Annotated in this window: 16 protein-coding genes; 10 read left to right on the forward strand and 6 right to left on the reverse strand. The window is 65.4% G+C overall.

Annotation, left to right across the window (positions count from 1 at the left end):
- The first annotated feature begins 17 nt into the window (after window positions 1–17).
- The 5 genes from LNV28_RS21100 (at window position 18) to LNV28_RS21120 (ending at window position 6,202) form a co-directional block, all read left to right on the forward strand.
- Window positions 18–1,550, forward strand: a complete 1,533-nt coding sequence (locus tag LNV28_RS21100; protein ID WP_263520077.1) for an acyl-CoA carboxylase subunit beta — start codon at window positions 18–20, stop codon at window positions 1,548–1,550.
- 20 nt (window positions 1,551–1,570) lie between these two features.
- Window positions 1,571–2,047: a hypothetical protein gene (locus LNV28_RS21105; RefSeq protein WP_263569039.1), complete on the forward strand. Its 477-nt coding sequence runs from the start codon at window positions 1,571–1,573 to the stop codon at window positions 2,045–2,047.
- Window positions 2,048–2,087: 40 nt separating this feature from the next.
- Window positions 2,088–4,178 carry an acetyl-CoA carboxylase biotin carboxylase subunit gene (locus LNV28_RS21110; protein ID WP_263520079.1) on the forward strand — a complete coding sequence of 697 codons (2,091 nt, stop codon included), beginning with the start codon at window positions 2,088–2,090 and terminating at the stop codon, window positions 4,176–4,178.
- A gap of 149 nt (window positions 4,179–4,327) precedes the next feature.
- Window positions 4,328–4,786, forward strand: coding sequence for a VOC family protein (locus LNV28_RS21115; protein WP_263520080.1), 459 nt, complete (start codon window positions 4,328–4,330; stop codon window positions 4,784–4,786).
- A gap of 21 nt (window positions 4,787–4,807) precedes the next feature.
- Window positions 4,808–6,202, forward strand: coding sequence for a 3-oxoacyl-ACP reductase (locus tag LNV28_RS21120; protein WP_263520081.1), 1,395 nt, complete (start codon window positions 4,808–4,810; stop codon window positions 6,200–6,202).
- A gap of 17 nt (window positions 6,203–6,219) precedes the next feature.
- Here the strand turns inward: LNV28_RS21120 and LNV28_RS21125 are convergent, their stop codons facing one another.
- The 6 genes from LNV28_RS21125 to LNV28_RS21150 form a co-directional block, all read right to left on the reverse strand.
- Window positions 6,220–6,804, reverse strand: a complete 585-nt coding sequence (locus LNV28_RS21125; RefSeq protein ID WP_263520082.1) for a PqiC family protein — start codon at window positions 6,802–6,804, stop codon at window positions 6,220–6,222.
- Window positions 6,805–6,821: 17 nt separating this feature from the next.
- Entirely contained in the window at window positions 6,822–7,832 is a 1,011-nt protein-coding gene (locus LNV28_RS21130; RefSeq protein WP_263520083.1) for an MlaD family protein, read from the reverse strand.
- The gene (locus LNV28_RS21135) at window positions 7,829–8,605 is read right to left on the reverse strand and encodes an ABC transporter ATP-binding protein (protein ID WP_263520084.1); all 777 of its coding nucleotides are present in this window, start codon (window positions 8,603–8,605) and stop codon (window positions 7,829–7,831) included. The genes LNV28_RS21130 and LNV28_RS21135 overlap by 4 nt, the downstream gene beginning before the upstream one ends.
- Complete coding sequence (locus tag LNV28_RS21140) at window positions 8,605–9,738, reverse strand: MlaE family ABC transporter permease (protein ID WP_263520085.1); 1,134 nt, start codon at window positions 9,736–9,738, stop codon at window positions 8,605–8,607. The genes LNV28_RS21135 and LNV28_RS21140 overlap by 1 nt, the downstream gene beginning before the upstream one ends.
- Before the next feature lie 87 nt (window positions 9,739–9,825).
- On the reverse strand, window positions 9,826–10,629 hold the full coding sequence (locus LNV28_RS21145) for a substrate-binding periplasmic protein (RefSeq protein ID WP_263520086.1): 804 nt from the start codon (window positions 10,627–10,629) through the stop codon (window positions 9,826–9,828).
- 172 nt (window positions 10,630–10,801) lie between these two features.
- Window positions 10,802–12,817 (reverse strand): M13 family metallopeptidase, encoded by a 2,016-nt coding sequence (locus LNV28_RS21150; protein WP_263520087.1) that lies wholly within the window; start codon window positions 12,815–12,817, stop codon window positions 10,802–10,804.
- Window positions 12,818–13,381: 564 nt separating this feature from the next.
- On the opposite strand from LNV28_RS21150, the gene LNV28_RS21155 reads away from it, so the two are divergent.
- The 5 genes from LNV28_RS21155 to asd all read left to right on the forward strand — a co-directional run bounded on the left by LNV28_RS21155 (window position 13,382) and on the right by asd (window position 18,881).
- A complete protein-coding gene (locus LNV28_RS21155) occupies window positions 13,382–14,278 on the forward strand; it encodes a LysR family transcriptional regulator (protein WP_263520088.1) in 897 nt (298 codons plus the stop codon).
- 55 nt (window positions 14,279–14,333) lie between these two features.
- Window positions 14,334–15,746, forward strand: a complete 1,413-nt coding sequence (leuC, locus tag LNV28_RS21160) for a 3-isopropylmalate dehydratase large subunit (RefSeq protein ID WP_263520089.1) — start codon at window positions 14,334–14,336, stop codon at window positions 15,744–15,746.
- A 118-nt stretch (window positions 15,747–15,864) separates the two neighbouring features.
- The gene (leuD, locus tag LNV28_RS21165) at window positions 15,865–16,515 is read left to right on the forward strand and encodes a 3-isopropylmalate dehydratase small subunit (protein ID WP_263520090.1); all 651 of its coding nucleotides are present in this window, start codon (window positions 15,865–15,867) and stop codon (window positions 16,513–16,515) included.
- A gap of 29 nt (window positions 16,516–16,544) precedes the next feature.
- Window positions 16,545–17,648: a 3-isopropylmalate dehydrogenase gene (gene leuB, locus LNV28_RS21170; RefSeq protein ID WP_263520091.1), complete on the forward strand. Its 1,104-nt coding sequence runs from the start codon at window positions 16,545–16,547 to the stop codon at window positions 17,646–17,648.
- Window positions 17,649–17,750: 102 nt separating this feature from the next.
- Complete coding sequence (gene asd, locus LNV28_RS21175; protein ID WP_263520092.1) at window positions 17,751–18,881, forward strand: aspartate-semialdehyde dehydrogenase; 1,131 nt, start codon at window positions 17,751–17,753, stop codon at window positions 18,879–18,881.
- Window positions 18,882–19,091: the final 210 nt, after the last annotated feature.

Below are 19,091 nucleotides of genomic sequence, written 5' to 3' on the forward strand. Positions count from 1 at the left end.
CGACGAAAGGACTTCCCATGCATGACATCCAACAACGACTGGAAGAAAAACGTGCCCAGGCCCGTCTGGGCGGCGGCGAAAAGCGCATCGCCGCCCAGCACAAAAAGGGCAAGCTGACGGCGCGCGAGCGCCTGGAGCTGCTGTTCGACGAAGGCACCTTCGAAGAATGGGACATGTTTGTCGAGCACCGCTGCGTCGATTTCGGCATGGCCGAGAACAAGATTCCCGGTGACGGCGTGGTCACCGGCTACGGCATGATCAACGGCCGCCTGGCCTTCAGCTTCAGCCAGGACTTCACCGTCTTCGGCGGCGCCTTGTCCGAGGCGCATGCCGAGAAGATTTGCAAGGTCATGGATCAGGCCATGAAGGTCGGGGCCCCAGTGATCGGCCTCAATGACTCGGGCGGCGCGCGCATCCAGGAAGGCGTGGCCTCCCTGGGCGGCTATGCCGATGTGTTCCAGAAGAATGTGCTGGCCTCGGGCGTGATCCCGCAGATCAGCATGATCATGGGCCCGTGCGCCGGCGGCGCGGTCTATTCGCCGGCCATGACCGACTTCATCTTCATGGTCAAGGACTCGAGCTATATGTTCGTGACCGGGCCCGAGGTGGTGAAGACGGTGACGCACGAGGAAGTGACGGCCGAAGAACTCGGCGGCGCCGGTACCCACACCAGCAAGAGCGGCGTGGCCGACCTCAGCTTCGAGAACGATGTCGAAGCCATCCTGATGCTGCGCCGCTTCTTCAACTACCTGCCGCTGAACAACCGCGAGAAGGCGCCGACCCGGCCCAGCGGTGACCCCGGCAACCGCCTCGACCATTCGCTCGACACCCTGGTGCCGGAGAATCCGAACAAGCCCTATGACATGAAGGAGCTGATCCAGAAGACGGTCGACGATGGCGACTTCTTCGAGTTGCAGCCTGACTACGCCAAGAACATCCTGACCGGCTTTGCCCGCATGGAAGGCCAAACGGTGGGCATCGTCGCCAACCAGCCGCTCGTGCTGGCCGGCTGCCTGGACATCAAGAGCTCCATCAAGGCCGCGCGTTTTGTGCGCTTCTGCGATGCCTTCAACATCCCGGTGATCACCTTCGTCGATGTGCCCGGCTTCATGCCCGGCACCAGCCAGGAGTACGGCGGCATCATCAAGCATGGCGCCAAGCTGCTGTATGCCTATGCCGAGTGCACCGTGCCCAAGGTGACCGTCATCACCCGCAAGGCCTACGGCGGTGCCTACGATGTGATGGCCTCCAAGCACCTGCGCGGCGACGTCAACTTTGCTTGGCCTAACGCCGAAATCGCGGTGATGGGTGCCAAGGGCGCGGTCGAGATCATCTTCCGCGAAGACAAGGGCGACCCGGAGAAGCTGGCCGCCAAGGAAGCCGAATACAAAGCCCGTTTCGCCAACCCCTTTGTCGCCGGCGCCCGTGGCTTCATCGACGATGTGATCCAGCCGCATGAGACCCGCAAGCGCATCTGCCGCTCCCTGGTCATGCTCAAGGACAAGAAGCTGGACAACCCCTGGCGCAAGCACGGGAACATTCCGCTGTGAGAGCTGCGAAGACGCTGCTGATGTCGGGCTTGCTTCTGAGTGGCCACGCGTGCGTGCAAGCGGCTGTGCCAGCGGCGGACTGTGTGGCAGCCCATGCCCAGGCCCATGCGGCTTCAGTGCCCGCCGAGGACTCGGCCGCGTCGGCGTCGGAAAGCGCTTCGGCCCAGCAGCTGTTCGCCAGTTGTGCCTTGCAGCGCTACGGCGCCTCGGCCGCCAGTCGCGTGGAGGCCTGCGGCAACGATCTGGCCAGCCTGCCGGTGATCCTGCTCTACCGAGTCGATGGCCTGTCGCGCACCCAGGCCCTGGCCGATCTGCAGCGCGAAGCTGCGCTCAGCGATGGCAGCGAATACGCGCAGCGCGCTCCGGCCATGCTGAGCTTTGCCTACCAGGGAGCCGCGGCGGCCAAGGGGCAGGGCGCCGCTTGGATCGAGCGCCGTGTCGTCGAATGGACCGATCTCTGCCTGGCCGGGCGCCTGCGTTTTTCCGCACAGCGTTGACGTCAGCCGACCGAACAATTTTTGATGGGGACAAGACATCATGTTTGAAAAAATTCTGATCGCCAACCGCGGCGAGATCGCCTGCCGGGTCATCAAGACGGCCCGCAAGATGGGCATCAAGACTGTGGCCGTCTACTCCGAGGCCGACAAGGACGCCCGCCATGTGGAGCTGGCCGATGAGGCCGTGCTGCTGGGCCAGGCGCCCAGCCGCGAGTCCTATCTGGTGGCCGACAAGATCATTGCGGCGGCCAAGCAGACCGGCGCCCAGGCCATCCACCCCGGCTACGGCTTTCTGAGCGAGAACGAAGAGTTCGCGCGCCGGGTCGAAGAAGAGGGCATCGCCTTCATCGGCCCCAAGCATGGCTCGATCGCCGCCATGGGCGACAAAATCGCCTCCAAGAAGCTCGCCAACGCCGCCCAGGTCAACACCATCCCGGGCCACAACGAGCCCATCCTCTCGCCCGAAGAGGCGGTCAAGATTGCCCAGGGCATTGGCTACCCGGTGATGATCAAGGCCAGCGCCGGCGGTGGTGGCAAGGGCTTGCGCGTCGCCTTCAACGACAAGGAATGCTTCGAGGGCTTCAGCAGCTGCCGCAATGAGGCGCGCAACAGCTTTGGCGACGACCGCGTCTTCATGGAGAAGTTCGTCGAGGAGCCGCGCCACATCGAGATCCAGGTGCTGGGCGACAGCCAGGGCAACACGCTCTACCTGTGGGAGCGCGAATGCTCCATCCAGCGCCGCCACCAGAAGGTGATCGAAGAGGCGCCGTCGCCCTTCATCAGCGAAGCCACGCGCAAGGCCATGGGCGAGCAGGCCGTGGCCTTGGCCAAGGCGGTGAACTACCAGAGCGCGGGCACGGTGGAGTTCGTGGTCGGCAAGGACCAGAGTTTCTATTTCCTGGAGATGAACACCCGTCTGCAGGTGGAGCACCCGGTGACCGAGTGCATCACCGGCCTGGACCTGGTCGAGCAGATGATCCGTGTGGCCGCCGGCGAGCCGCTGAGTCTCAAGCAAGAGGACATCAAGCGCGAAGGCTGGGCGATCGAGTGCCGCATCAATGCCGAAGACCCCTTCCGCAACTTCCTGCCCTCCACCGGCCGCCTGGTCAAGTACCAGCCCCCGCAGGCCAATCTGGAGCAGGGCACGCTGACCCTGCAGGGTGACAGTTATGCCGCAGAACAATTCGGAGGCGTTCGGGTCGACACCGGCGTCTACGAAGGCGGCGAGATCCCGATGTTCTACGACTCGATGATCGCCAAGCTCATCGTCCATGGCCGCGACCGGGCCGATGCCATCGCCAAGACGCGCGAAGCCTTGAATGGCTTTGTCATCCGCGGCATTTCCAGCAACATCCCCTTCCAGTCGGCCCTGCTGGCGCATGAGGACTTCAAGTCCGGCAACTTCAACACCGGCTTCATCGCCCAGCATTACGGCGGTGGCTTCCGTGCCGAGGACGTGCCGCACAGCGATCCGTTGTTCCTGGTTGCCCTGGCTGGCTTCATCCGCCGCAAGGCGCGCGAGCGCGAGGCTGGCATCAGCGGCCAGCTGCCCGGGCACGAGGTGCGCATCGAGCACGACTACGTGGCCCTGGTGTCCGAGGGCACGGCCGGCCAGCAAGCCCGCCACGTCCTGCACATCTCCGAGTTCGTGGGGCACCTGGGTGAGGCACTGGTACGAGTCGGTGAAGGCGCCGAGGCCAAGAGCTATCGCATCGTCTGCAACTCGCGCCTGAACGACATCCGCCTGACCGGCACCGTCAACGGCCAGCCCTTTGTGGCCCAGGCCGAGCGTGGCACGGCCAAGCAGCCGCTGGCTTATCGCTTGCAGCACAACGGCTACGCCATCCTCGTCAATGTGCTTTCGCCGCGTGCGGCCGAGCTGCAGGCCTTGATGCCTTTCAAGGCCCCGCCGGACACCAGCAAGTTCCTGCTCTCGCCCATGCCGGGCCTGCTGGTGCAGATCGCTGCGCATCCCGGCCAGACCGTGCAAGCCGGCGAGCGCCTGGCCGTGATCGAGGCCATGAAGATGGAGAACATCTTGATCGCCGAGCGTGACGTCAAGGTCGCCGAGGTGCTGGCCAAAGTGGGCGAGAGCCTGTCGGTGGATCAGCTGATTTTGAGGTTTGAGTGAGGTTGATGGGTGAACAGGTGAACAGGTGAACAGGTGAACAGGTGAATGGTTCACCAGGCGCGCAGCGCCGCTCACCTGTTCACACGTTCACTTCCTCTCCCCTTGTTCAGCAAACCGACTGCAGCAGCATCAACTACGGTGTACCAAACATGAAGCCCTACAAAATCCTCGGCATCCAGCAGATCGCCATCGGCGGCCCCGACAAACAGGCCTTGCGTAAGCTCTGGGTCGATGTGCTGGGTCTGCAGGTCACCGGCAACTTCGTCTCCGAGCGCGAGAACGTTGACGAAGACATCTGCGCCATCGGCCAGGGCCCACACAAGGTCGAGGTCGATCTGATGCAGCCGCTCGATCCCGAGAAGAAGCCGGCCGTGCACACCACGCCGCTCAACCATGTGGGCCTCTGGGTGGATGACCTGCCCAAGGCCGTCGAGTGGATGACGGCGAACGGCGTGCGCTTTGCGCCGGGCGGCATCCGCAAGGGTGCGGCCGGCTACGACATTTGCTTCATACATCCCAAGTCCAGCGCCGAGTTTCCGATCGGTGGCGAAGGGGTCTTGATCGAGCTGGTGCAGGCGCCGGCCGAGGTCATCGCAGCCCTGGGCTGATCGGGCCCTTCGCGGACAGCTATGGCTTCGACCTCAGATCCTTTGATCGGCCTGGCCGCTGGCCGCTTGACGGGCCCGCTGGTGCGTGCGCTCGGCCTGCCGCGCCCACGCGCCTTGCGCCGCGAGACCGGCCCCTATCGCGGCGACGAACTGCGTGGACGCCGCCTGGTGTTGGCGGCCATGCCGGGTGGGCATGCTGGCGAATCTGCTCGAGGCTTACTCCAAGCTTTGGGTGCCAGCCTGGTGCTGGAGACGGAGCAGGCCTCCGATGCGACGGCTCGCGTCGACATCGCCGTGTTTGATGCCACCGGCTGCCGTGAGGTCGCGTCCCTGGCCCAGTTGCGCAGTTTCTTTGCGCCGTTGCTGCGCCGCCTGGCGCCCTGCGCCAAGCTCTTGTTGCTGGCGCCCTGTCCGCTGGACGCCGCTCGCATCTCACCCGAGGCCGCGGCTGCCGCCCAAGGCATCGAAGGCTTTGTGCGCAGCCTGGCCAAGGAGCTGGGCCGTAGCCACGCAGCCACCGTCAATGCGCTGCAAGTGCCGGCTGCGACTTTGGGCGGCTTGCTGGGGCCATTGCGCTTCTTTTGCTCCTCGCGCAGCGCCTATGTGTCCGGTCGGATCCTGCGTTTGGACGCCGGTCTGGGGGCACCTGCGGCTCTTGAAGTCCCCATGGTCCCGGGGCGCTTGCGTGAGCACTTGGCCGTGGTCACCGGCGCCGCGCGTGGCCTAGGTGCCGCCACCGCCGAGCGCCTGGCCGAGGAGGGCGCCCGCGTGCTGTGCATCGATGTGCCCTCGGCTGAGCCGCATTTGCGCGAACTGGCGCGGCGCATCCAGGGCGACGCACTGAGCTTGGACATCACCCGTGCCGCCGCGCCCACTTTGCTTTGCGACTGGCTGCGCCAGCATCCCGGCATGGCTGTCGATGTGCTGGTGCACAACGCCGGCATCACGCGCGACCGCAGCCTGTTCAAGATGAGCGAGGCCGAGTGGAGCCAGGTCATGGCTGTCAATCTGCAGGCCATCCTGGCCATCGATGGCGCGCTCGATCAGGCCGACCTGCTGGCGCCCGGCGCGCGAGAAATTTGCTTGTCTTCCATCAGCGGCATCGCCGGCAATGCCGGTCAAACGAATTACGCGGCCAGCAAGTCCGCCTTGATTGGCTACGTCGCCGCGCGCAGCACTCTGTTGGCCAGTCGCGGCGCCACCATCAACGCCGTGGCACCGGGCTTCATTGAGACAGACATGACCCGCCAGATCCCTTGGTTCATTCGCGAAGCCGGCCGCCGCCTCAACGCACTGTCTCAAGGTGGCCAGCCCCGCGATGTGGCTGAGGCCGTCGCCTTCTTGGCTTTGCCCGAGTCAGGCGCCGTGAGGGGGCAGACCTTGCGGGTGTGTGGTCAGGCCTTGATGGGAGCTTGAGGCCTGCGGTTGTGGCCCTAGTTCGCTGTGATGGCTTTCGCCAGCGCCCACAGTGCCGCCCGATGGGCTGCCACCAGTGCATCCGTGCTGCCGTCTCCGGCCGGCACTTCAATGCGCTGCTCTCGCACCTGAGGCGGCTGACGGCCACTGGGGTCGACCCAAGTCCAGCGCGCTTGCAGTACGAGCAGCGGGCGTAGGCCGGTATCAGCGTCCAGTCTTTGGATGTCCACGCGCAGCTGCCGCTCGGCCGTGAGTCCCGGCGGCAGGGGCAGGCGCCAGATGCGGGCGCTGCCGAGCAGGCGCGCCAGATCTTGTTGCAGCAGGCGAGGGATGGCGTCGCGCAGAGGCTCGGCCCAGCGCTCCGTGGGCTGGACATTCAGCGTGGCCAAGCCACTGGGCCGGACGATGGCGTCGCGGTCCAGGTATTCGGGAATTTGGACCGGGCCCAGGGCCCAGATGCCTGTTGGCGATGCCGGCGCCACCAAGGCTCCTGCTTCCAAGCCCGGTGGCAGCTCAGCGCGCAGCTGAAAGTACTGCACCTTGGGTGAGCTGCCACAGGCGGCCAGCAGGCTGAGCCCGATCAGGACGGGGATCGTCTTCATGCGGCGGATGAATGTGCTCATTTGGCTCGGCCCTTGAGTACGGCTTCGGGTTGCTGGTCCAAGGTGTCCGCCAGTTCGCGCAGGGCGCGGGCGGCCTGGGCGATGTCCTTGAGCGCACGTTGCAGGTTCTGGTTCAGCGGCGCTTCATCCTGCGCCACATCGGCCACGGCTGCTGCTGCCCGGGCCAGCTCGGTCGAGACCCGGCGCAGGTCTTGCACCACGGCGCCCTCGGGGTTGAAGGTCTTGCCGACGCGCTCGGCCGAGTCGTTGACCGTCACGGCCGCGCGGCTCATGCGTTCCATGGCCTGCTGGGTGGCGGCCAAGGCGCCCAGGGCAGCATCACCCATGGGCCCGGCGCGGCGGTCCAGCTGGGTGCTGAGGCGGCGCAGATTGGCACTCACAGCCTCAATGTCCTGCAAGGCCCGGCTGAGCTCCGGGCCCTCGATCAGGCGTCGGCCGGTGCTGGCGATGGCCGAGAGGTCGCCGACCAGGCGCTTGATGTCCAAGCCGTCCACCTGGTTGCGCAGGTCCTGGAATGGCGTGGCCACGGTGGGGATCTGCACATAGCGGCTGGTCTCGACGGTGGCCCCAGTGGTGGTTTTGTCCGGCCGAAAGTCCAGGTCCACATAGAGCTGGCCCGTCAGCAGGCTTTGCAGGCCCAGCTGAGCGCGCAGGCCGCGATCGACCAAGGCCTTGAGCGAGGTGGCGCCGCTGCCAGGCAGGCGCTCGCCGCTGAGATTTCCGAGCATGTCTCGCTCCAGTTCGGCTTCGACCGGAATGGACACGGCATTGCTGGCATTGTTGTAGGCCACGCCGATGGCGCTGACATTGCCCAGGTGCACGCCGCGGAACACCACGGGCGCGCCGATTTGCAGGCCGTAAATGGAGCCGTGGAAATACATCACCACGCGCTCCTTGCCGCCCAGCAGCTTGCCGCCGGCGATCACAAAAACAGCGATGAAAAGCAGGATCAGGGCCGTGACAACAAACAAGCCCAGCAGGGCAGGGTGACCGTGACGCTTTCTCATGCACCTGCTCCTGCTGCTTCATCGAGGCCGCGACGCAGGAACAGGCGCACCGTCTCGGGGCCTGACTCCAGCAGGCGGCGCGGGGCATCGAGCGCGGTCATGGTCTTCTCCTTGGCGTCGAGAAAGAGGGCGCGGTCGGCCACCGCGAAGATGCTGCTCAGTTCATGCGTCACCAGCACGATGCTGGTGCCGAGATGATCGCGCAAATTGAGGATCAGCTCATCAAGACTGGCGGAGCTGATCGGATCCAAGCCGGCCGAGGGTTCGTCCAGAAACAGCAGGGGTGGGTCCAGGGCCATGGCGCGCGCGATGGCGGCCCGCTTTTTCATGCCACCGCTGAGGGCGCTGGGTAGTTCGTCGAAGGCACCTTCCATGCCGACCAGGGCCAGTTTGAAGCGGGCCATCTGCTCGGCCGCGTCCTCGTCCAGTTCGCTGAACTCGGTGAGCGGCAGCATGACGTTTTCGCCCACCGTCATTGAGCTCCAGAGTGCTCCGCCTTGGAACATCACGCCGAACTGGCGGCGCAGGCGGGCCAGTTCCTCCACGTCGGCATCGGCCAGATCCCGCTCCCCGAAGATGACGCGGCCTAGGGCCGGCTCCTGCAGGCCGATCAGATGGCGCATCAGCGTGCTCTTGCCGCAGCCACTGCCGCCCATCAGCACCAGGATCTCGCCGCGCTGCAGCTCGAAGCTGAGGTTCTCCATCAGCAAGCGGCCGGCCACGGCCAGGCTCAAACCTTCGGCACATAGCAGCGGGCTCGCGGCTTGCTTCATCACCAGCCCAGCCTCTGGAAAGCAATCGTCAGCGCCGAGGCGGCAATGACGATCCAGATGATGGCCTGCACCACGGCGGCGGTGGTGGCCTCGCCCACGGCCTGGGCGCTGCGACCGGCATGCAAGCCCTGGCGGCAGCCGGCCATGGCGACCAGCACGCCGTAAACCGTGCCCTTGAGCAGGCCGATGCCGGCGTGCGCCAGGGTGATGGCCTTGGAGCTGCGGTAGAGGTAGTCCAGGAGTTCGACATGGAAGATGCCCACCGCCACCAGCAGGCCGGCCAACATGCCCACCACGGCCGCAAACGTGGTCAGCAAGGGGGCCATCAAGGCCATGGCCAGCACGCGCGGCAGCACCAGATGCTCGACTGGGTTCAGGCCCAGGGCGCGCAAAGCATCGATTTCTTCATTGGCCTGCATGCTGCCGATCTGGGCAGCGAAGGCGGCACCGACGCGTCCGGCCAGCATGATGCCGGTCATCAGGGCAGCGATTTCGCGCACCACGCCAATGGTCACCAGGTCGGCCATGAAGGCCTGGGCGCCGAGACGCTGCAGCTGGGCCGCGCCCATATAGGCAATGATCAGTCCGACCAGAAAGCTGATTAGGGTGACGATGGGCAAGGTGGCTGGGCCGGTGGCGTGCAACTGCTGGGCCAGGTCTTCGCCGCGCATGGCGGTGCTGCCGCGCATCGCCCGGTAGACGGCGGTCAGCAAATCGCCGGTGAAAGCCAAGGTGTCGCGCGTGCGGCGATAGCGTGCCTGCCAGGCCAGGCCGACGCGGGTCAGCCAGCGCGGGCGGCGGCGGCCGCCGGGCGCGTCGCCGGCGCTCTGTCGGGCGGCCAGATCCAGCATGCCGCTCAAGGCCGGCGGTAGCTCACGCGTGTCCAGCGGCGCCCGGGCGCTGCGGCTCAGGGCCCAAAGGGCTGCGGCCAGGCTGCTGTCAAAGGCTTCCAGCGCGCGGCCATCAATTCGCAGTGGCAGCGTTGCTGTGGCGGAGGCTGTGGTGTCTGGACGGGCCGGCAGGCGGCTCTTGCCGCGCCAGTCGCCGCTCAGGCGCAGCAGCGGCCCCTGCTCGTCGTGGGTCCAGAGCGCTTGTGCTTCGTTCGCTTTGGCGCTGTCCGCGGTATCGCCCAAACCTGCTCCTGTTCAGCCAGGGACGAGGTTAACAGCTGGCTGGCTTAGCCTCACCCCGAGCGGGTGAAGCTAGGCAGCATTTCATACTCAGTCCACCGACTTCATCAGATGCGAGACCTGGGCCTTGAACTCGGGCGACTCGCGCATCTTGCCTTGCAGGCGCCAGACTTCACGAGCGGTCTGCCCATGCTTGGCAAAAAAGGGCTTGGAGAAGATGGTGTAGTAGGCCTTGTCCACAAGCGGGGGATTCACCCGCTCGACCTTGCCTTGCAGGGCTGGCAAAGCGGCCAGAGAGTTGTCGGCTTCGGTGGTCTGCAGCGCGGCCGCGAGGTAGCGACCCGAGGCCACGCGGTTGAGCAGTTCGTCGGCCGTCGGCGCGTTGTCCTCAACCTTGGCGCCCAGCTGCTTGAGCTGCGCGACGATGGAAAAACCTGCTTGCGCGCCGATGGTGCCGGCTGCAGTCAACGCCTTACCGTCCCAGCTGACGGCGGCCGCCTTGCCTTTGTAGAGCGCATAGGTGGCGCGGTACATGCGCTTGGTGGCGTCCGCCTCGCCGTCGAGCTTGAGCGGGTAATGGGCAAACTCGGCGCGCTCGGCGTTGAAGCTGGCATTCATGGCCGCGTCGACCTTGCCGCTCTTCAGCTCGGCCAGGCATTGCTTCCAAGGCATGGGCATGAGCTTGATCGGCGTGCCCAGCTGCTTTTCCAGCTGCGCCATCATGATCTGGCTGTAGCCGGGTTTGTCCTTGAGCAGCCAGGGGAAAGCGTCTTCGTTTTCGTGGCAGATGTGCAGGCTTTCGGGCGCCGCGTCGGCGGCCTGAACCAGAGCGTGGGGGGCGAGCAGCAGGGCGAAAAGAGCCAGGCCGTTCACGGCAGGGATGAGCTTGGGCATGAGCGTGGGTCTTTCACAAAACAGGGGCTGAGTGAGACCGGTAGCCGAATGGCTGCACCGTGTCTGTGCATCCTAGGCTCAAGCCGGGTCGCTCAGGCCCAGGAATATGGGCATTCCTGGGCCTAATCCTGTTCTGTGCTGAGTTTCACGGCCCATGCCGGGCCTCTTGCGCTTACCAGATGCGAATGCGCTCCGCGCTGCCCTTGAACATCTTGTCGCCAGCCTTGGTGCCGAAGGCCTGGTGGAAGCCGTCGTGATTGACGGCTGCGCCATTGGCCCGGAACTCGGCGGGCGAGTGCGGGTCCATGGTGACCTGCATCAGCGTCGCCTCTTCGCGCATCTTGGTCCGCCAGGCTTGCGACCAGCCCAGGAAGAAGCGCTGCTCGCCGCTGAAGCCCCCGATCACCGGGCTGGGCTTGCCGCCCAGGGAGCGCTGGTAGGCCTTGTATGCCACTTGCAGGCCGGACAGATCGGCGATGTTCTCGCCCAGGGTCAGCTCGCCATTGACATGCTTGCCCTGGATGGCCTCGTAGCCGCTGTACTGGGCCACCAGCTTGGCGGCGACGGCCTCGAAGGCCTTGCGGTCGGCCGGTGTCCACCAGTTGCGTAGCTTGCCGTCGCCGTCGAACTGGCTGCCTTGGTCGTCAAAGCCGTGGCTGATCTCGTGGCCGATCACGGCACCGATGGCCCCGTAGTTGGCGGCGTCATCGGCCGTGGCATCGAAGAAGGGCGGCTGCAGGATGGCTGCGGGGAAGAGGATCTCGTTGGTCGTGGGGTCGTAGAAGGCATTGACCAGCTGCGGGTTGATGCCCCACTCCTTGCGATCCACCGGGCGGCCGGCTTTGGCGGCCAGCACCTGCCATTCGAAATCGGCCGAGCGCAGGCGGTTGCCCAGCGCGTCGCCAGCGCGCACCTCCAGGGCGCTGAAATCACGCCATTGGTCGGGGTAGCCGATCTTGACGGTGAACTTGTTGAGCTTGTCGCGCGCCTGCAGCTTCGTCTGCGGCGACATCCAGCTCAGGGCTTCCAGCGAGTCGCCGAAGGCGGCCATCAGATTGCCCACCAGCTCTTGCATGCGGGCCTTGTGGCCGGCCGGGAAATGGCGCTCGACGTAGAGCTTGCCCAAAGCGTCGCCCAGGGCCGCGTTGACTTGCGTCATGCCTTGCTGCCAGCGTGCCTGCTCGCTGCTGGCGCCGGACAAGGCCTTGCCGCGGAAGGCAAAGCGGGCTTGGCGGAAGGCCTGGGGCAGGGTGGCCGCATGGGCGTCCAACAAATGCAGCTTGGCGTAGAGTTTCCAGTCGGCCAGCGGCAGCTTGGCATGCAGGCGGCCCAGTGCGATGGCCATGCTGGGCTGGGCCACGACCAGACGGTCGATGTGGCCCAGGCGGGCGGCAGCCAGGAAGGCGGCCCAGTCGAAGCCGGGCGCCTTGCGTGCCAGCTCGGCGGGGCTCATGGGGTTGTAGGCCTTGACCGGGTCGCGGTTGGCCACCGGGTCCCAGTGGGCCTTGGCGATCGCGGTCTCCAGGGCCAGCACGCGGGCGGCGGCGCGGGCGGGTTGGGCTACGCCGGCCAGTTCCGCCAAGGTTTGCAGGTACTGCAGGTAGGCGGCGCGTGCCTTGAGCATGCGCGGCTCTTTCTTCAGGTAGTAATCGCGGCCCGGCAAGCCCAGGCCGCCCTGGCTGGCCGCCGCCAGGTTCAGGCTGGGGTTCTTGAAATCGGGGCCGACCGAGAGCTCCACCGGCGTCGACAGATGGCCTTGCATGCGGCCCAGCCACTGGGCCAGTTCGCGCGGGCTCTTCAACGCATCGATGTCGGCCAGCTGGGGCTGCAGCGGGGCCAGGCCGGCCTGGTCAATGGCCGCCGTGTCCATGAAGGCGGTGTAAAACGCGGCGAGTTTGTGCTCGACGCTGCCGGTGGTCTGTGGCTTGAGGGCCAGTTCTTCGACGATGGCGCGCACCTGTTGGTCGGACAGGTCGCGCAGCACGGCAAAGCTGCCAAAGCTGGCCTTGTCGGCCGGGATCTCGGTGCTCTTGAGCCAGCCGCCGTTGGCGGCGCGGAACAGATCGTCCTGCACGCGCACGCTGGCGTCGAAGCCGGGCAGGTCCAGGCCGATGGTGTTTTCCACAGCGTGGGCGGCGCTGCCCAGTTGCAGCAATACGGCGAGAAGGGTCAGACGGGGCAGTTTCATGGCGATTTCACAGACATGGTGTGGAGCCGGGCGCAGGTGTTTGCGTCGGCGCGAAGCGGGCGATTGTCGCGGCAGCGGAATTGCTGGCTCGGGCAGGCCGAAACTTGTCGGCTACCGACGCGAATGCAGCACCTTAGGAAGATGGCCTGACGCTGTCGAAAGTCAGGCGCTGAAATGCGCGTGATTCGCGGGTTTGTCTCGACCCCTGTTTGCGGGGCGCCGCGGTGGGCCTGGGTGCGATGTTGCGCCGAAGCTGCATGTGTCATGCCGGCCGCGTGTTCGCTCGTGCTGCGCCAGCCCGCGCGCGCTGCCCGGCCTCAGGCGCCGCAACAAAGGGGTGGCTGCTTGGTTTAGACTTCGTGAACTGCGAAGATGCAATTGTGAATATCGGTGTGCGCATGTTGTTGGCGAAAGCTAAATTCCATCCCCTGAGTATTGGCTGCTGGCATGAGGGCCAATCTGGATTTGAATTCAGCCTCGCTTCGTCGCGCTTTCGACCTTCATTCCGCCCTGAAACATTGCATCCTCGTCCACCGGCCCTGAATCCAGACCACGGACACAACCATGCGCCTTGACCTGACCACCCTCAACCTCGTGCTGGCCATTGAGCAGACGCGCTCCATCACGCGCGGTGCGCAGCAGGAGCATCTGGCCCTGGCCGCGGCCAGCAAGCGGGTGTCCGACCTGGAGGCCCGCCTGGGCGTGCAGTTGTTCGAGCGCCGCTCGCGAGGGGTCGAGCCGACCGAGGCCTGCCGCGCCCTGGTGCGCCACATCCGTTCCCTCCATGCCTCCCTGCATGCGCTGGAGAGCGAGGTGGTGGAGTTCGCCCGCGGCATCAAGGGTCATCTGCGCATCGCCGCCAACAGCGGCGCAATTGCCGAATGCCTGCCCGCCGATCTGGTGGCTTTCAGCCAGGGCCACCCGCAAATCCGCATCAGCCTGGAAGACCTGACCAGCGCCGAGGTGCAGGCGGCCGTGGCCGAGGGCCGGGCCGATGCCGGCGTGTTCACCGCGCCCTTGCTGGACAGCCGCTTGCAGACCTGGTCCTACGCTCGTGGCCGTCTGGCCGTACTGGTGCCCAAGCGCCATGCGCTGGCGGAGCAGGACAGCGTGCGCTTTGCCGACCTGCTGGACTACGACCTGATTGGCCTGCATGCCGGCGCCTCGGCCCAGGAAATGATGCGCCAGCAGGCCCAGGCCCTCGGCCGCACGCTCAATGCCCGCATCCAGGTGCGCGGCTTTGATGCGATTGCCCAACTGGTCGAGGCCGGCCTGGGCGTGGCCGTGCTGCCCGGCGGGCCGGCCGAGCGCTTCTCGCGCGTGTTTGACGTCAAGCTGCTGGCTCTGGACGAAGACTGGGCCGTGCGCGAGTACTGCTTGGGCGTGCTGCGCCAGGAACGCTTGCCGGCCGTGCTGCAGCGCTTTGTCGACAGCCTCTGCCCACCGCCGCCCAAGGCTTGATTGACCTTCAAGCCGCCCCGAACTCATCGATTGAATTGAAGGAAAGAAGACTGTCATGACTGCTCGCACGCTCTACGACAAGCTCTGGGATGAGCATGTCGTCCACACCGAAGACGACGGCACGGCCGTGCTCTACATCGACCGCCATCTGCTGCATGAGGTGACCAGCCCGCAGGCCTTTGAAGGCCTGGATTTGGCTTCGCGCAAGGTCTGGCGTCTGTCCGCCAATCTGGCGGTCAGCGACCACAATGTGCCTACCACCGACCGCAGCGGCGGCATCGCAGACCCGATCTCCAAGCTGCAGGTCGACACCCTGGACCAGAACTGCGACCGTTTCGGCGTGACCCAGTTCAAGATGAACGACACGCGCCAGGGCATCGTCCATGTGATCGGCCCGGAGCAGGGCGCCACGCTGCCCGGCATGACCGTCGTCTGCGGCGACAGCCACACCTCCACCCACGGGGCTTTCGGCGCACTGGCGCATGGCATCGGCACCTCCGAGGTCGAGCATGTGCTGGCCACGCAGACCCTGCTGGCCAAGAAGGCCAAGAACATGCTGATCCGCGTCGAGGGTCAGGTCGTGCCCGGCGTCGGCGCCAAGGACATCGTGCTGGCCATCATCGGCAAGATCGGCACGGCCGGCGGCACCGGTTACACCCTCGAGTTCGGCGGCTCGGCCATCCGCGCGCTGTCGATGGAAGGGCGCATGACGGTGTGCAATATGGCCATCGAAGCCGGCGCCCGCGCCGGCCTGATCGCCGTGGATGAGACCACGCTGAACTACGTCAAGGACCGGCCCTTCACGCCGACCGGGGTCGAATGGGATCTGGCCGTGCAGTACTGGCGCGGCTTGCATTCGGATGCCGGCGCGCATTTCGACGCGGTGGTCGAGCTGGATGCCAGCCAGATCCGCCCGCAAGTCACCTGGGGCACCTCGCCCGAGATGGTGCTCGATGTGAACGCCCGTGTGCCCGATCCGGACAAGGAGAAGGACGCGGTCAAGCGCGGCGCCATCGAGCGCGCCCTGCAGTACATGAGCTTGGAGCCCAACAAGGCCATCGCCGACATCCATGTGGACAAGGTCTTCATCGGCTCCTGCACCAACAGCCGCATCGAGGACATGCGCGAAGCTGCCGCCGTGGTGCGCCGCATCGGCGGCCGCCTGGCCTCGAATGTGAAGCTGGCCCTGGTCGTGCCGGGTTCGGGCCTGGTCAAGGCGCAGGCCGAGGCGGAAGGCCTGGATCAGGTCTTCAAGGCCGCAGGTTTCGAGTGGCGCGAGCCCGGCTGCTCCATGTGCCTGGCCATGAATGCCGACCGTTTGGAGCCCGGTGAGCGCTGCGCCTCCACCAGCAACCGCAATTTCGAAGGGCGCCAGGGCGCCGGCGGCCGCACCCATCTGGTCAGCCCGGCCATGGCCGCCGCGGCCGCCATGCGCGGCCATTTCGTCGACGTCAGCCACTTGGCATGACCCACCCCGTACGCGCTTCGCGCGCCCCCTCGAGGGGGCGTCACCGCTCGACCGGCAAAGCCGGATCGCCGGTGCCTGCTGGGTGGGGCACGAAAGAATTTTGAGAAAGGTTTCTCTGATGGAAAAGTTCACCCTGCACCAGGGCCTCGTCGCCCCCATGGACCGCGAGAACGTCGATACCGACGCCATCATCCCCAAGCAATTCCTCAAGTCCATCAAGCGCAGCGGCTTCGGTCCTAACTTGTTCGATGAGTGGCGTTATCTGGATGCCGGCGAGCCCGGCCAGGACCCGGCCAGCCGCCGGCCCAACCCTGATTTCGTGCTGAACCAGGCACGCTATGCCGGCGCTTCGGTGCTGTTGGCGCGTGCCAATTTCGGCTGCGGCTCCAGCCGCGAGCATGCGCCCTGGGCGCTGGAGCAGTACGGCTTTCGTGCCCTGATCGCGCCCAGCTTCGCGGACATCTTCTTCAACAACTGCTTCAAGAACGGCATCCTTCCCATCGTCTTGCCCGAGTCACAAGTGGCGCGGCTCTTCGACGAAGTGCTTGCCTTCCCTGGCTACCAGCTGAGCATCGACCTGCCGCGTCAGGTGGTGATCAAGCCGGACGGCACGGAGCTGCCCTTCGAGGTGCAGGCCTTCCGCAAGTTCTGCCTGCTGGGTGGTTTTGATGACATCGGCCTGACCCTGCGCCATGCCGACAAGATCAAGGCCTTCGAGGCTGAGCGCCTGGCCGCCAAGCCTTGGCTCAAGCACCAGCTGTCGGCCTGAGTGCCGCGCGAATCCATTCAAGGACAGATATGAAGATTGCAATCCTCCCCGGTGACGGCATCGGCACCGAAATCGTCGCCGAAGCCGTCAAGGTGCTCAAGGTCCTGGACCTGCCGCTGGAGATGGAAACCGCACCGGTGGGCGGCGCCGCTTACGAGGCCGCCGGCCATCCGCTGCCGGACTCCACTCTGCAGCTGGCCAAGGACGCCGACGCCATTCTGTTCGGCGCCGTGGGCGACTGGAAGTACGACAAGTTGGACCGCCCCCTGCGTCCCGAGCAAGCCATCCTGGGCCTGCGCAAACACCTGGGTCTGTTCGCCAACTTCCGCCCGGCCATCTGCTACGAGCAGCTGACGCACGCCTCGAGCCTGAAGCCCGAGCTGGTGGCTGGCCTGGACATCCTCATCATCCGTGAGCTGACTGGCGACATCTATTTCGGTCAGCCGCGCGGCCGCCGCACCGCGGTGGACGGGCATTTCCCGGGCAGCGAAGAAGCCTTCGACACCATGCGCTATTCGCGCCCGGAGATCGAGCGCATCGCCCATGTCGCCTTCCAGGCCGCGCGCAAGCGCAACAAGCGCGTCACTTCGGTGGACAAGGCCAATGTATTGGAGACCTTCCAGTTCTGGAAAGACGTGATGATCGAAGTCGGCGCCGAGTACCCCGATGTGGAACTCGACCATATGTACGTGGACAACGCCGCCATGCAGCTGGTCAAGGCGCCCAAGCGCTTTGATGTGATGGTGACCGGCAATATGTTTGGCGACATCTTGTCTGATGCGGCGGCCATGTTGACCGGCTCCATCGGCATGCTGCCTTCGGCCTCCTTGGATAAGAACAACAAGGGCCTGTACGAGCCCAGCCATGGCAGCGCGCCGGACATTGCCGGTAAGGGAATCGCCAATCCTCTGGCTACAATCCTGTCCGCTGCCATGATGCTCAAGTTCTCCCTCAACCAACCCGAAGCTGCTGCTCGTATCGAAGCCGCAGTGGGCTCGGTGTTGTCCCAAGGTTTGCGCACCGCAGACATTTGGAGCGAGGGCACCCAGAAGGTGGGCACGCGCGAGATGGGTGACGCTGTCGTTTCTGCATTGAACACGGCGATTACCACGACCAAAACCATGAAGGGCTAGTTCAGCTCCGGTTCGTCTCGCCCCTACACCCCCGGCGACACGAGCCGGGGGAGAAGAAGTCCAGAGGCTTTTTTCTTTTTTAGGGCGATAGAGGTAACAGCGATGACGACACTTGTTGGATTGGTAGGCTGGCGCGGCATGGTGGGTTCGGTCCTGATGGATCGGATGAGCGCAGAAAAAGACTTTGACCTGATCGAGCCGCTGTTCTTCAGCACCTCGAACGCCGGCGGCGCCGCCCCGGCCCAGGCCAAGAACGAAACCAAGCTCCAGAACGCTTTCGACATCGAGCAGCTCAAGCGCTGCGAGATCATCATCACCGCCCAGGGCGGTGACTACACCAGCGAAGTCTTCCCCAAGCTGCGCGCCGCCGGCTGGACCGGCCACTGGATCGACGCGGCCTCGACGCTGCGCATGGAATCCGACGCGGTCATCATCCTGGACCCGGTCAATCTGCCGGTCATCAAGGATGCCCTGGCCAAGGGCGGCAAGAACTGGGTCGGTGGCAACTGCACCGTGTCCTGCATGCTGATGGGCGTGGGCGCGCTCTACAAGGCCGGTCTGGTCGAGTGGATGAGCACCCAGACCTACCAGGCCGCCAGCGGTGGCGGTGCCCAGCACATGCGCGAGCTGCTGACGCAGTACGGCACGCTTAACGCGTCCGTGCGCGCCCTGCTGGATGACCCCAAGAGCGCCATCCTCGAGATCGATCGCCAGCTCATCGCCACCCAGCGTGGTTTGAGCGCCGCCGAGACCGCCAACTTCGGCGTGCCGCTGGGCGGCTCGCTGATCCCCTGGATCGACAAGGATCTGGGCAACGGCCAATCCAAGGAAGAGTGGAAGGGCATGGCCGAAACCAACAAGATCCTCGGAATCGGCGAGGGCTTCGGCTCCAGCGCCATCCCCGTGGATGGATTCTGCGTGCGCGTGGGCGCCATGCGCTGCCACAGCCAGGCCCTGACCTTCAAGCTCAAGGGCGATGTGCCCCTGGCCGACATCGAAGCCATGATCGCCGCCGACAACGAGTGGGTGAAGGTGGTGCCCAACACGCGTGAAGCCACGATCAAAGACCTGACCCCGGTGGCCGTGACTGGCACCATGACGATTCCCGTCGGCCGCCTGCGCAAGCTGGCCATGGGTCCGGAATATCTGGGTGCCTTCACCATCGGTGACCAGCTGCTGTGGGGTGCGGCCGAACCGCTGCGCCGCATGCTGCGCATCCTGCTGGACCGCTGATCCATCGAGCGGACCGGGCGGTGCCTTCCCAAGTTTTGGGCGAGGCCCGCCCTCCGTGATATCCCTCACACGCGTTGTCCTCAAGCGACAAGCGGTGCCTTGACGGAGAAGCCCTGCTGCTTCAAAAGAGCTTTTCAGCCATTGCCTGAGCTTCTTAGCGTATATGCTTGCCGCTGTTGAGTTTTCCGGTTCGCGTACCGACTGCAAGAG

The organism is Paucibacter sp. DJ2R-2 (assembly GCF_025717675.1).
Taxonomy (GTDB): Bacteria; Pseudomonadota; Gammaproteobacteria; order Burkholderiales; family Burkholderiaceae_C; genus Paucibacter_A.

Bases quoted from the DNA above. Each gene is read 5' to 3' on its own strand.
- LNV28_RS21110 (WP_263520079.1), top strand. From the start codon at position 2,088: ATGTTTGAAAAAATTCTGATCGCCAACCGCGGCGAGATCGCCTGCCGG.
- LNV28_RS21155 (WP_263520088.1), top strand. From the start codon at position 13,382: ATGCGCCTTGACCTGACCACCCTCAACCTCGTGCTGGCCATTGAGCAG.
- leuC (WP_263520089.1), top strand. From the start codon at position 14,334: ATGACTGCTCGCACGCTCTACGACAAGCTCTGGGATGAGCATGTCGTC.
- asd (WP_263520092.1), top strand. From the start codon at position 17,751: ATGACGACACTTGTTGGATTGGTAGGCTGGCGCGGCATGGTGGGTTCG.
- LNV28_RS21100 (WP_263520077.1), top strand. From the start codon at position 18: ATGCATGACATCCAACAACGACTGGAAGAAAAACGTGCCCAGGCCCGT.
- LNV28_RS21150 (WP_263520087.1), bottom strand. From the start codon at position 12,817: ATGAAACTGCCCCGTCTGACCCTTCTCGCCGTATTGCTGCAACTGGGC.
- leuD (WP_263520090.1), top strand. From the start codon at position 15,865: ATGGAAAAGTTCACCCTGCACCAGGGCCTCGTCGCCCCCATGGACCGC.
- leuB (WP_263520091.1), top strand. From the start codon at position 16,545: ATGAAGATTGCAATCCTCCCCGGTGACGGCATCGGCACCGAAATCGTC.
- LNV28_RS21115 (WP_263520080.1), top strand. From the start codon at position 4,328: ATGAAGCCCTACAAAATCCTCGGCATCCAGCAGATCGCCATCGGCGGC.
- LNV28_RS21125 (WP_263520082.1), bottom strand. From the start codon at position 6,804: ATGAAGACGATCCCCGTCCTGATCGGGCTCAGCCTGCTGGCCGCCTGT.
- LNV28_RS21130 (WP_263520083.1), bottom strand. From the start codon at position 7,832: ATGAGAAAGCGTCACGGTCACCCTGCCCTGCTGGGCTTGTTTGTTGTC.
- LNV28_RS21145 (WP_263520086.1), bottom strand. From the start codon at position 10,629: ATGCCCAAGCTCATCCCTGCCGTGAACGGCCTGGCTCTTTTCGCCCTG.
- LNV28_RS21135 (WP_263520084.1), bottom strand. From the start codon at position 8,605: ATGAAGCAAGCCGCGAGCCCGCTGCTATGTGCCGAAGGTTTGAGCCTG.
- LNV28_RS21105 (WP_263569039.1), top strand. From the start codon at position 1,571: ATGTCGGGCTTGCTTCTGAGTGGCCACGCGTGCGTGCAAGCGGCTGTG.
- LNV28_RS21120 (WP_263520081.1), top strand. From the start codon at position 4,808: ATGGCTTCGACCTCAGATCCTTTGATCGGCCTGGCCGCTGGCCGCTTG.